A 12,765-nucleotide genomic window follows, 5' to 3' on the forward strand; every position below is an offset into this window, starting at 1 on the left:
AACTGCCCTCCGGCCAGGCACGTCAATGGGGAGGCCCCGTGTTTCTGCTCGATCCAGCCAGCGTTGATCCCGGTACTGTTGATCCGCGCCTCGCTGATCCCCGCCCCAGCGCGCAGCAGGACCTGGTGTTTTCCGCCAGCGATCTGGTGGCCGCCAGCGAATGTGAGTACCGCACGCTCCGCATCCTGGACGAGAAACTGGGCCGGTCCCCCAAGGCGCAGTTTCCCGACGACGAAATGCAGCGCCGTGCCGGGGCGCTCGGTGACAAGCACGAGGCCAAGGTCCTGGCCGGCCTGATCGCGCAGTACGGCGCTTGGGACGCCAGCCGCGGGGCCGGGGTGTACTCGATCGAGCGCGGGGAAAACACGCGCGGCGAGCTGCTGGCCAAGCACGCTGAAACGGAACTCGCGCTCCGCGCAGGGGCCGATGTCGTCTTTCAGGCAACTTTTTTCGACGGCGAATTCCTGGGCTACGCCGACTTCATCGTCAACGAGGCAGCCGGCACCGGCAATCCTGGACGCTACGAGGTGTGGGACACCAAGCTGGCACGGCACGCCAAGGTGGGCGCGCTCCTGCAGCTCGCCGCCTACGGCGACCAGCTCATCGGCATGGGTCTGGACCCATCGCCCCGGGTCACGCTGGTGCTGGGCGCCGTGCTGGACAGCGATTACGTCCGCAGCTACCACTCCCTGCCGGACCTGCTGCCGGTCTTCCGCGAGCGCCGCGACCGCTTCCGCACCCTGACCGCCGCCCACCGCGAGGCCGGTTCGGCGGTGCAGTGGCAACAGCCCGGCGTCGCGTTCTGCGGGCGGTGCAACTACTGCGCCGAGCAGGTCCAGTCCCACCGCGACCTCCTGATGGTGGGCGGCATGACCACCCTCCGGCGGAAGAAACTCATCGCCGATCACATCACCACCATCGACGCTCTGGCGGATCTCCCGCTCAGCAAGGCCACCGGCTCGGTGGCCCGGCTCCGCGACCAGGCCAGGATGCAGCTGGGCCGGGACGTTCCGGACGGTTCCCGCACCTTCGCCAAGGACGGCGAGGAGCACACCGTCACGTTCAAGGTGCTGCCGGAGAACGCCCTGGCGGCAATCCCGCGACCCAGCCCCGGAGACATCTTCTTCGACTTCGAGGGCGATCCCCTCTGGCAGGACCCCGCCACCAGCAAGTGGGGGCTGGAGTACCTGTTCGGCGTCATCGAGGCGCCTGTGTTTGACGATGACGCTGCTGACGCCCACGCCGCCGACGAGCCCGTGTTCCGGCCCTTCTGGGCGCATTCACGCAACGAGGAGCGGCAGGCCTTCCTTGACTTCCTCGCCTACGTGGAAGAGCGCCGGGCCAGGCACCCCGACATGCACGTCTACCACTACGCCGCCTACGAGAAATCAGCGCTGCGGAACCTGTCCGTCACGCACCTCGCCGGCGAGGACATCGTGGACAACTGGCTCCGCGACGGCCTGCTTGTGGACCTCTACGCCACCGCCCGGCATTCGCTGCGGATCTCCGAGCCCTCCTACTCCATCAAGAAGCTCGAGCCCCTGTACATGGGCAGCAACCTCCGCTCCGGGGACGTCAAGGACGCCGGAGCGTCCGTGGTGGCGTATGCCGGTTACTGCGCCGCCCGGGACGACGGCGACGCCGCCGCGGCCGCCCACATCCTGGCCTCCATCTCCGACTACAACGAGTACGACTGCCTCTCCACACTCCGCCTCCGCGACTGGCTGCTGGGTCTGCGCGGGACGTCTGCCTCACGCGCGGCGTCAACCGGAACAGCCGACGACGGCGGGCGGCCGGCGCCGTCGTCGTCCGCCGTTGCTGCCCCGCCACCAATTCCGGAACCCGAACCAACACCGGAGGAACGCCGCCTGCAGGCCTACCTGGCCGGCCTCCCGGACAACCGGCCGTGGACCAACGACGAACGGGCCATCGCCATGGTGGCGGCAGCTACCGGATACCACCGCCGCGAGCGCAAGCAGTTCTGGTGGGAACACTTCGACCGCACCGAGTCCGAGATCGACCACTGGTCTGAGGACCGCAACGTGTTTGTGGTGGATACCGCGGAAATACTGACCGACTGGGAGCTCGCAAAGCCCACGGCCCGGATGCGCACCCGCACGCTGAGGCTGACCGGAGTCATGAGCGAAGGGTCGGAGTTCAAACCCGGGAGCACCTGGTGCCGGCTCTACGATTCCCCGGTCCCTGATGGCCTGGATGATCCGCTGGGAACCCCCACGGGCCGCGGCTTCACCTTTGGCACGCTGGTGACCGCTGTGGAGGACCACCCGCGGGTGGCCGGCCAGACCATGATCACCATCGAAGAGCGGGAAACAGGAAAGGTCCCCGCCTACCCGCATATTCCGGAGGCGCTCACCGAGGACCAGCCCATCCGCACCGCCAGCATCGAATCTGCCCTGGCCGAGCTGGCCCAGAGGGTCGGCGCCTCGGTCCCCGTCCTTCCGGAACACCCCGGCGTCGACATCCTGCGCAAGGTGCCGCCGCGCTTCCATTCGATGCCGGGTCCCGCCGCCGTCGGCAAGGACGCGGCCGATGCAGCGGACTACGTCACGGCGATCACCGCAACGCTGCTGGACCTCGATCATTCGTACCTTGCCGTGCAGGGCCCTCCCGGGACGGGCAAGACCTACGTCGGCTCGCATGTCATTGCTCGGCTGGTGGACCAGGGCTGGAAGATCGGGGTGGTGGGGCAGTCCCACGCAGTGGTGGAGAACATGCTGTGCACCGCGATCGAAACCGCCGGTGTGGATCCGGCGCGGGTGGCGAAGAAGCTGGCCGCCCCGCATCCCGTGCTGTGGCACCGCACGTCCGACGACGACGTCGCCGCGCTGCTCGCCTCCCCCGGCGGCTGCCTGGTGGGCGGCACCGCCTGGACCATGACAGGCAGGTCCGTCCCCGCTGGATCCTTGGACCTGCTGGTCATTGATGAGGCCGGCCAGTTCTCGCTGGCCAACACCCTGGCCGTGGCCCGCGCGGCCACGCGGCTCCTGCTCCTCGGTGACCCGCAGCAGCTGCCGCAGGTTACGCAGGGCTCGCACCCGGAGCCCGTGGACGAGTCCGCCCTGGGCTGGCTCGCTGCCGGGCACGCCACCCTCCCCGGCGAACTGGGCTACTTCCTGGCGGACAGTTGGCGCATGCACCCGGACCTGTGCCGGGCCGTGTCCGTCCTCAGCTACGACGGAAAACTCGAGGCTGCGCCTGCGGCATCCCTCCGCAGCCTCGCGGAACTGCCGGCCGGGGTGGAAACAGTCTTTGTGGACCACAGCGGGAACACCAAGTCCTCCGCCGAGGAAGCTGCGGAGGTGGTCAGTCAGGCCCAGCGGCACATCGGGCTGAAATGGCTTCCCGGCGACGACAAGCCGGCCAGGCCGCTGAACCCGGAAGACATCCTGGTGGTGGCCGCCTACAACGCCCAGGTCCAGCTGATCCGGCAGGCCCTGCACGACGCCGGGCTGCCGGGTGTCCGGGTGGGCACGGTGGACAAGTTCCAGGGCCAGGAGGCGCCGGTGGTCCTGGTGTCCATGGCCTGCTCCGCAGTTGCCGAGGCTCCCCGCGGGGCCGAATTCCTGCTGAACCGGAACCGGATCAACGTGGCAGTGTCGCGGGGCCAGTGGCGGGCCGTGATCATCCGCTCCCCCGAGCTCACGAATTACATGCCGGCCAAACCGGCGCTGTTTGAGGAACTTGGCGCTTTCATCGGCCTCAGCGCGGGTATCCACAGTGTTCTTACTCACAGCCGCGCAACACTCTGAGAAACCGTGTTCTCACCGCTGAATCAAGGTAAGTTCGTGGCGTGACCTCCCAGAGCAACAGGCTGCCTGTCGGCGCCCTGATAGTCCTTGCCGCCATCGGCTTCACCGCCATCACCACTGAACTCCTTCCCTCCGGTCTGCTGCCCCAGATCAGCGCCGACTTCCGGGTCTCCGAGGCGACCGCCGGGTACCTGACGGCCGGTTATGCGGCCATCATCGTGGTCACCGTGATCCCTTTATCGCTGCTGCTGTCGCGGGTCCCGCGCCACTACCTGCTCATCGCGCTGATCCTGTTCTTCGCGGCCAGCAACGCCTTGGTGGCCATCGTCTCCGATTTCGGCGCGGCCATGGGCTCACGCGTGGTGGGCGGCATCGCGCACGGCCTGCTGTGGTCTGCCATGGCCCCGTTTGTGACGCGGATCGTCCCCGCCCACAAAGTGGGCAAGGCACTGGCCATCGTGTTCAGCGGCAACAGCCTGGGACTGGCCATCGGCGCCCCGGTGGGCACCGCCCTGGGCAACATCGTCGGCTGGCGCGCGGCGTTCCTGGTCCTGGCCGCCTCCGGGGTGGTGCTGGCGCTCCTTGCCGTGTGGCTGCTTCCCCCAGTGCGGCGCATCCCCGATGCTCCGCACCCATCCATCCGCAAGGCGATCGGCCAGCCGGGAGTGAAGACTGTCGCCGTTGGCTGGCCGCTGATGCTTATGGCCCATTTCGCCTTGTTCACCTACATTGCGCCGTTCTTGCGCGAGGTTCGGCTGCCTGACTTCAGCATCCCGCTGTCCATCAGTGTTCTCGGTGTTGCCGGGCTGGTGGGCATCTGGATCGCTGGCATCACCGTGGATTCCCGGCCGCGACGCTGGCTCCTGATCACTGTCGCCGGCGTTGTAGTGTCCGTGGCCTTGCTCCCGCTGGTGGGAAGCGTCCTGCCGGCCTTGGCGCTGCCGGTCACGCTGGTCCTGATGTTGGTCTGGGGCACGGGCATCGGCGCGATGGGGATTTACAACCAGTCGGCCATCCTCCGGGCCGGTGGCGAGTATAGGGACGCCGCCAACGGGCTGACGGTGCTGACCATCCAGATCGGGATCATGATCGGCGCGATGTTCGGCGCCGCCGCCCTCACCATCGCGGGGCCGCTCCTGATCCCGACCGCCGCCGCAATCCCCGCCGTCGTCGCGTTTGTGCTGATCCTTGCCGGACGGCGGCACGCCTATCCGCCGGGGCCGAAAGAACGCCAGGCCACTTTGGCCGAAGCAACGTCCCCATAGTCTCCAGACGGCGCCGAAAGAACGTCACCAACTTCCACATAGCCCGCTCCCGCGCGGGCCTTCTCGGCGGAACCAGTCAGCGGGGCCCTCTCAGCGGGCCCTGAAATCCCGGAACGATCCGTCGGCCGCGGAGATTGACTCCTCCACGCGTTCCACCCGGCCGGGTGCGTTCTCCGACCTCAGCCAGTCCAGGAGCTTTTGGATCTGCTGCTCCGGCCCTTCAGCCACGATGGACACCGAGCCGTCGTCGAGGTTCCTCACCACACCCTTGAGGGCCAGTTCGTCGGCCTTGCCCATCGTCCAGAAACGGAATCCGACCCCCTGCACCACGCCAAAGACGCGGGCAGAGAGCCGGATATCGCCGTTATCCCGGCGCAGATTATCCCGGCCAGGGATGTCCCGGCCTGGGATGTCCCGGCTGGAGTCATCCCGTCGCCCGGAAAACCTCATGGCCGTCAGGACTGCTTAACCAGCGCAGCTTCGACGTTGATCTTGACCTTGTCGCTGACCAGCAGGCCGCCGGCTTCCAGGGCAGCATTCCAGGTCAGGCCAAACTCCTTGCGGCTGATTTCGCACTCCGCGGAGAATCCTGCGCGGGTGGCACCAAAGGGGTCCACGGCTACCCCGGTGAACTCGACCTCCAGCTCCACCGGCTTCGTGATTCCGCGGATGGTGAGATCGCCCGTGAGAGTGTAATCCTCGCCGTCGCCCTCCACCGAGGTGGCCCGGAACGTCATCTCGGGGTACTCCTCCACATCGAAGAAGTCCGCGCCCTTGACGTGTCCGTCGCGGTTGGCGTCGCCGGAATCGAAGCTGGCCGTTTTGACCGTGGCGTGAAGCGAAGCGTCGGCGAGGGATGCGCCAACGCGGGCTTCGGCCGAGGCGTCCGTGAAACGTCCCCGGACCTTGCTGATGCCCGCATGCCGGACAGTGAAGCCAATCTCGCTGTGCGACATGTCCAGCGTCCAGACGCCCGAGGTAAGGCCTGAAGGTAGGGTCACTTTTGCATCTCCTTTGTGGGAACAGTGCTGTGGAAACCGGCCAGGACGACCGGTTTCCACACTGCTTCACTCCGGAGTTTTTGTCCAGATACCGACCCAAAATCCGCCCCCAGATGCCCTTATCTGGACGAAAACTCAGCAGGCGGGGGCGGGTCCGGTCAGTTGATGGTGATGTCCCGCGTGCGGTGGTCGTAGCGGATGGTGACCGTGCCGCCGTCGTGGTGCAGTTCGTGGTTGGGGCCATCGAACGTGCCGAACGCGCCGTAGTTCTCGTCCCACGACCGGTTCAGGGCGATCTTGAAGGTGTACGAGCCGGCGGGCAGGTCGGCGCTGATCTTCCACAGCTGGTCCAGGGCATCGAGCGTCAGCTGGGCCTCGTCGTACTGCGGGGCCCAGTTTTCAGGCGCGCCCAGGATGGTGTTGAAGTCGCCGGCAACCGCAGCGGCCTCGGGCTGCGGGAAAGTCTCCACAGCAGGCGCTTCTGCCGTTACCTTGGTCCCAGCCTTAGCTACAGTTTTGGGCGCTGCCTTGCGCGAGCGGACGGCCTTGACCACGGGCTCTACGGCGTCCTCGATGGCGTCCTCAATGGCCTTCGCGGCCTTCCCGACAGCGTCGGCGGCCTTCTTAGCGGGCGTCCGCTTTGCCGGGGCCTTCTTGGCGGGAGCCGCCTTGACTGCCGGTGCCGGCGCCGGCGGAATGGCGACGTCGGCAGGAACCGGAGTGCCGGCGTCGAGCGCTGTGGCGAAGGAATCCGCATCGGGGAAGGCGACCGTGGCGCGCATGCCGTCATCGGTGATGGTCCAGCCGGAACGGCCCTTGACCAGCCAGCCGGCCTTCACCAGCTTGGCCGTGGCGGACGTGAGCGTCTTGTGTCCACGCGGAATGCCACCGCTGAGCAGCGTGGCCTCGTGATCACTGAACGGCACGCGGGCGGTGGCTTCCGCCAGAACCTCGCCGGCATTGAGTGAACCGCCGGACCATACGCCTTCCGTCAGGACGTGCAGCACGGTCTTGAGTCGGAGGTCGGTGTTATCTGCGATGGACTTGGCCATGATTCCCCTTGCGTAATGCGATCTGTCACTAGGCATCCTGCCAAGACCCTGTTAAATCGCGCGACTTGAATTGGTTAACTCTGCGTGTCGTGACCGACTATGACGCGGATTACAGCAGAACTGAGGCAGGAGTCTCGGCTACGGGGCTGTTTACTCAACCCTGGAGCGCAAATCCCGAGTATCGCCGGGCTCTTCCCGGACGCGCTCGGGCACTAGTGTAGCGAGCCGGAACCCCGCGGAGCTACCCGCCGTTCAGCTCGTCCAGAAGCTCCGCTTTGCGCTCCTCGGAGGCGAACGACGAATGGATGGAATTGGCCGCGAGCCGTGCCCTGTCGAAGTCCGAAAGGTCAAAAACGGCCTTCAGCTGGGAGAAGTTGTCGTCTACGTACCCACCGAAGTACGCCGGATCGTCGGAGTTCACGGAGACGTTGAGCCCGGCGGCGAGCATGGCCGGCAACGGATGGTCCGCCAGGGTGTCCACGGCACGCAGCCGCACGTTCGAGAGCGGGCAGACAGTCAGCGGAATCCGGTCCTCCACGAGCCGTTCCACCAGGTCGGGGTCCTCCATGCAGCGGATGCCGTGGTCAATCCGTTCCACTCCCAGGACGTCCAGCGCTTCGATAATGTACGACGGCGGCCCCTCCTCGCCTGCGTGCGCGGTCAGCCGCAGGCCCGCTTCGCGGGCTTTGGCGAACAGCCGCTCAAACTTGGCCGGCGGGTAGCCCACCTCGGCCGAGTCCAGGCCGATGGCCGCGATGGGGGCATTCATGGCCAGCAGTCCGTCCAGGACCTCCAGCGCGGATTCCTCGGACTGGTCCCGCAGGAATGCGGCAATCAGCAGGGTGGACATGCCGAAGTCCTCCTGGGAGGTGGCCAGCGCCGACGCCACCCCTTTGACGCAGGTTTCCAGGCTGACGCCGCGGGACAGGTGGGCCTGCGGATCCATCATGATCTCCGCGTGCCGGACCCCCGCGGCGGCGGCGCGGGCGAGGTAGGCGCGGGTCATATCGGCGAAGTCCCGCTCGGTCTGCAGCACCGCCATGTTGGCGTAGTACAGGTCCAGGAAGGACTGCAGGTCTGTGAACTCGTACAGTCCCCGGAGCTCCTCCAGGCCTGAGTACGGGAGGGTGATGCCGTTGCGTTCGGCCAGTTCGAGGATCAGCTCCGGCTGCAGTGTGCCCTCAATGTGCAGGTGCAGTTCCGCCAAAGGCACCAGCTGCGCCGCTTCGGTCTCGGGCAGATTCGTCTCCGAAGCTTCCGTCCCTGGAAGTTCCGTCTCAGGCATTTCCGTGCCTGGTCCCGTCTGTGGCAGCGGATCGGCGGCGGTGTCCCGGTTGTTGTCCATCGGGTCAGGATATCGCCCGCCGGCCGGTTCGCGGCTAGAGTCGGATCAATGCGGAACCCTAAACAGGCTGACGATCTTTCCCTTCCCACTCCCCGCCATCTGGCGGACGGCTTCGTCCGTGTCCGGGGCGCGCGGGAGAACAACCTGCGAAACGTGGACGTGGATGTACCCCGCGACTCCATCGTGGCTTTCACGGGGGTCTCCGGCTCGGGAAAGTCGTCACTGGCTTTCGGCACCATCTACGCCGAAGCGCAGCGCCGTTACTTCGAATCCGTGGCGCCGTACGCACGCCGCCTCATCCAGCAGGGCCATAATCCCAAGGTGGAGATGATCTCCGGGCTGCCGCCCGCCGTCGCCCTTCAACAGCGACGCGGCGCCCCCAGCAGCCGTTCCACCGTGGGCACCGTGACCACGCTCTCCAATTCGCTCCGCATGCTGTTTTCGCGGGCGGGCACCTACCCGGTCGGCGCCGGTCAGCTGGACTCCGACGCGTTTTCGCCGAATACAGCGGCCGGCGCCTGCACTGAATGCCACGGACTGGGGATCGCGCACACCGTCAGCGAGGAATCCTTGGTCCCGGACCCCGCGTTGACCATCCGGGAAGGTGCCATCGCGGCGTGGCCCGGCGCCTGGCAGGGCAAGAACCTCCGGGACATCCTCAGCCATCTGGGCTACGACGTGGACGTGCCCTGGCGGAAGCTGCCCCGGAAGCAGCGCGACTGGATCCTGTTCACGGACGAGCAGCCCGTCGTGGAAGTCACGCCCGAGCGGGACCGCGTGGCCAAGCCGTACAAGGGCCGCTTCTGGAGCGCTAAGAGCTATGTCCTGCACACCCTGGCGGACTCCCAGAGCGCCGCCATGCGCGAGCGCGTCCTGGCGTTTATGGAGTCCGGCCCCTGTCCGCGCTGCAGCGGCACCGGACTCCGGCCCGAAGCCCTTGCGGTGTCCTTCGCCGGCCGGAACATAGCCGACCTCAATGCCGCACCGATGGCCGAGCTGGCCGAAATCATCCGCCCAACCGCCGGGCTCAAGGAAGCCGGAACCGCGTCACGCCGGCAGTCCTCCGGCGAGGAAAACGAGGTGGCCGTGGCCATCACCGCCGACCTCCTGCAGCGCATCACCGTTCTCCTGGATCTGGGCCTCGGATACCTGGCGCTGGGCCGTGCCACCCCCACCCTCTCCCCCGGCGAAATGCAGCGGCTCCGGATCGCCACCCAGCTCCGGTCCGGGCTGTTCGGCGTGATCTATGTGCTCGATGAACCGTCCGCCGGCCTCCACCCGGCCGACGCCGAACCGCTCCTGGCGGTACTGGACCAGCTCAAGGCCTCCGGTAACTCGGTGTTCGTGGTGGAACACAATATGGACGTGGTCCGCCGGGCCGACTGGCTGGTGGACGTAGGTCCCCGCGCCGGGGAAGGTGGCGGCGAGGTGCTCTACAGCGGTCCGGTTGCCGGGCTCGCGGCCATCGAGGAGTCGGTCACCCGGCCCTTCCTGTTCGACGACGGCGGGGCGCGCGGCGGCGGGTCCAGCGGGCCCGACGGCGGCGAGCCACCTCGTGCAGGCACAACGCCTCGTGCAGGCCAGGTCCGGGAGCCCGACGGATGGCTGGAGCTCGCGGGGATTAGCCGGCACAACCTCAAGGACCTGGATGCGCGGTTCCCGCTGGGCGTTCTGACGGCAGTGACAGGGGTGTCCGGCTCCGGCAAGTCCACCCTGGTGACGCATGTCCTCGGGGAAGTTGTGGGATCCGGGCTGAAGAATCACCAGGCTCCGCAGCTGGCCGAACCTGATGATGATGCGGGCCCGGCCACGGCGTTGTCTGTGGGACCGGTCAGTGGCGCGGAACGGATCGACAGGCTGGTCACGGTGGACCAGAAACCTATCGGGCGAACCCCCCGCTCCAACCTCGCCACCTACACAGGCCTGTTCGATGCGGTGCGCAAGGAATTCGCGGCCACGGAGCAGGCCAGGGCACGCGGGTTCGGCGCCGGGCGGTTCTCCTTCAACGTGGCCGGAGGCCGCTGCGAAACCTGCCAGGGCGAAGGCTTTGTGGCGGTTGAACTGCTCTTCCTCCCGGGCAGCTACGGGCCGTGCCCTGAGTGCGACGGGTCCCGCTACAACCCCGAGACCTTGGAGGTGACCTACCGGGGCAAGAATGTGGCGGAAGTGCTGCGCCTGACGGTGGATGCGGCCACCGGATTCCTGGCCGACATTCCGGCCGCGGCCCGCAGCCTGAAGAGCCTCGGGGATGTGGGCCTGGGCTACCTCCGGCTGGGCCAGCCCGCCACGGAGCTTTCCGGCGGCGAGGCCCAGCGCATCAAGCTGGCCACCGAGCTTCAGCGTGCCCAGCGGGGACATACCCTCTACCTCCTGGACGAGCCAACCACCGGGCTCCACCCCTCCGACGTTGAACTGCTGATGGCCCAGCTCCATGGCCTGGTGGACAGCGGCAACACCGTGGTGGTGGTGGAACACGAAATGGCCGTTGTGGCGGCGGCGGACTGGGTCATTGACCTGGGCCCCTCGGGCGGTGACGCCGGCGGCCGGATTGTCGCCGCCGGAACCGCCGCCGACGTCGCGGGTTCCACCGCCAGCCGCACCGCACCGTACCTGGCCGCGGCACTTCCCCAGCCGGTCACCAGCGGACCACCAGAAATCATCTCGGTTTGATAACGGACCGGCGATGTCCTAGCGTGAAATACAAGCCCGCCAAGCGGGCGACATGAATGCCCGGTGCTGCCTCCACCAGAACTGCCCGGCCGGCAGACACCGAAAATTGACCTCTATATCGTCAGGGGCGGGCAGTGGCGCAATAACCTCCGGGGACGGACCGAGCGCTGGTGGCCTTCAGGAGCATCACACCATGAACAACACCACCATTCGTACTGCCGCACGCCGTGGAGTAGCCGTCGCTGCCATTTCCGCAGCCGGCCTTGCACTCTCCGTCACCGCAGCAAACGCGGCCACCGACGGCACAACCTGGGATTCACTGGCGCAGTGTGAAAGCGGCGGGAACTGGGCCACAAATACCGGCAACGGCTACTCGGGCGGCCTGCAGTTCAGCGCCAGCACGTGGGCTGCCTACGGCGGAACCGGTTCCGCAGCCGACGCCAGCCGCGAGCAGCAGATCGCCGTGGCCGAACAGGTCCAGGCATCGCAGGGCTGGGGAGCGTGGCCGTCCTGCGCCGCGGAGCTTGGCCTGAGCGGCGGAGGGGGTACGACGGCGGTGGCTCCCCAGAGTGCACCGGTCCAGAGCGTGCCAGTCCAGGTGCCTGTGGAGAGCGTGCCAGCGGTGCCTGCCGCGACGGATGCCGTGACGGCTCCGCAGCACGCCGCGCCCGTGGAACTGAGTGGCGAGACCTACACGCTTGAGCCCGGCGACACCCTGAGCACCGTCGCCGACAAGCTTGGCGTTGAGGGCGGCTGGCAGAGCCTGGCGGACGCCAACCTTGACATAATTGCCAACCCGGACCTCGTGTTCTCCGGGCAGGTCCTCCAGCTTCCCGCCTAAAGCTTCAACACTTTCCGCGGGATCCGCCCCTTTCCCCAAGAACGACGGCCCACGGAAACAACAAAGGCCCGGCAGCAACACCCCCGGGAAACAACGACGCCGGAGCGCCCCTCGCTGGGGAGCTCCGGCGTCGTCCGTTGTTGTGTTCTGAATGGCCGGCAGGGACCTGATCTTCCTACCGTCCGCGATCCTTCGTGCTTAGGCTGCTGCCTTGACCGCGGCCGGAATCTCGCGGACGATGCGAACCTTCCACGCGGCGTCGTCGGTGGTATCCAGCAGTGCCACCGTGCCGTGGGCGAGGTTCAATGCCACACGCTTGGCCGCCAGCAGTTCAAGGTAGAGGTGCTCGTTCATGCGGCTGGGGGTGTCGATCATGTACTTCACGGCGTCGCGGACCTTGCGGTAGTTGGCGCTCTTCTCGCGGTGCAGGTGAAGTTCCAGCATCTGGCGCTGGCGCACTTTGGGCTCGTGCTTGTTGAGCAAGGAGACGGCAAGGTGCACACCGATCACCAACGCGAGGGAGACAGCGTAGATCCACCAGCCGCTGGACATCAGGAACAGGGGCAGGTTGCCGATCGCCACGAGCGCAATCACGATCCGCAGCGCGACGATCCGGCGAAGGGTCAGGGCCACTGAGGCCATGGCCGCACGAAAACCGTGCTGCTCGTGGCGCGCCGCGGCCGGATCAAGGGTAAATTCATCAAGGACCAGGATGCCCTTGGCCTCCGGATCAAGCATCTGCCCAAACTTGGGCACAAACAGCTGCGTTGAACCGGCGGTCACTTCAGGTGAAATTGTCATGAGAGGGCTTCCGGGACGGT

The 12,765-nt window shown here is 67.0% G+C and carries 9 protein-coding genes; 4 read left to right on the forward strand and 5 right to left on the reverse strand.

What is annotated here, in order from left to right; genetic code table 11:
* Positions 1-38 precede the first annotated feature (38 nt).
* Both NG697_RS01355 and NG697_RS01360 read left to right on the forward strand, forming a co-directional pair.
* The gene (locus NG697_RS01355) at positions 39-3,770 is read left to right on the forward strand and encodes a TM0106 family RecB-like putative nuclease (protein ID WP_374209872.1); all 3,732 of its coding nucleotides are present in this window, start codon (positions 39-41) and stop codon (positions 3,768-3,770) included.
* A gap of 41 nt (positions 3,771-3,811) precedes the next feature.
* Positions 3,812-5,035 (forward strand): MFS transporter, encoded by a 1,224-nt coding sequence (locus NG697_RS01360; protein ID WP_252599360.1) that lies wholly within the window; start codon positions 3,812-3,814, stop codon positions 5,033-5,035.
* 90 nt (positions 5,036-5,125) lie between these two features.
* Here the strand turns inward: NG697_RS01360 and NG697_RS01365 are convergent, their stop codons facing one another.
* The 4 genes from NG697_RS01365 to NG697_RS01380 form a co-directional block, all read right to left on the reverse strand.
* The gene (locus tag NG697_RS01365; protein WP_374209875.1) at positions 5,126-5,431 is read right to left on the reverse strand and encodes an acylphosphatase; all 306 of its coding nucleotides are present in this window, start codon (positions 5,429-5,431) and stop codon (positions 5,126-5,128) included.
* A 59-nt stretch (positions 5,432-5,490) separates the two neighbouring features.
* A complete protein-coding gene (locus NG697_RS01370) occupies positions 5,491-6,036 on the reverse strand; it encodes a YceI family protein (RefSeq protein WP_248762204.1) in 546 nt (181 codons plus the stop codon).
* 158 nt (positions 6,037-6,194) lie between these two features.
* Positions 6,195-7,088 carry a pullulanase X25 domain-containing protein gene (locus NG697_RS01375; protein ID WP_252599363.1) on the reverse strand — a complete coding sequence of 298 codons (894 nt, stop codon included), beginning with the start codon at positions 7,086-7,088 and terminating at the stop codon, positions 6,195-6,197.
* A 241-nt stretch (positions 7,089-7,329) separates the two neighbouring features.
* The gene (locus NG697_RS01380; protein WP_374209876.1) at positions 7,330-8,373 is read right to left on the reverse strand and encodes an adenosine deaminase; all 1,044 of its coding nucleotides are present in this window, start codon (positions 8,371-8,373) and stop codon (positions 7,330-7,332) included.
* Positions 8,374-8,481: 108 nt separating this feature from the next.
* On the opposite strand from NG697_RS01380, the gene NG697_RS01385 reads away from it, so the two are divergent.
* Positions 8,482-11,103, forward strand: a complete 2,622-nt coding sequence (locus NG697_RS01385) for an excinuclease ABC subunit UvrA (protein WP_252599367.1) — start codon at positions 8,482-8,484, stop codon at positions 11,101-11,103.
* 193 nt (positions 11,104-11,296) lie between these two features.
* Positions 11,297-11,944 carry a LysM peptidoglycan-binding domain-containing protein gene (locus NG697_RS01390; protein ID WP_252599368.1) on the forward strand — a complete coding sequence of 216 codons (648 nt, stop codon included), beginning with the start codon at positions 11,297-11,299 and terminating at the stop codon, positions 11,942-11,944.
* Positions 11,945-12,142: 198 nt separating this feature from the next.
* Here the strand turns inward: NG697_RS01390 and NG697_RS01395 are convergent, their stop codons facing one another.
* Entirely contained in the window at positions 12,143-12,745 is a 603-nt protein-coding gene (locus NG697_RS01395; protein ID WP_252599370.1) for a hypothetical protein, read from the reverse strand.
* Positions 12,746-12,765: the final 20 nt, after the last annotated feature.

This window comes from Pseudarthrobacter raffinosi, assembly GCF_023913835.1.
Lineage (GTDB): Bacteria > Actinomycetota > Actinomycetes > Actinomycetales > Micrococcaceae > Arthrobacter > Arthrobacter raffinosi.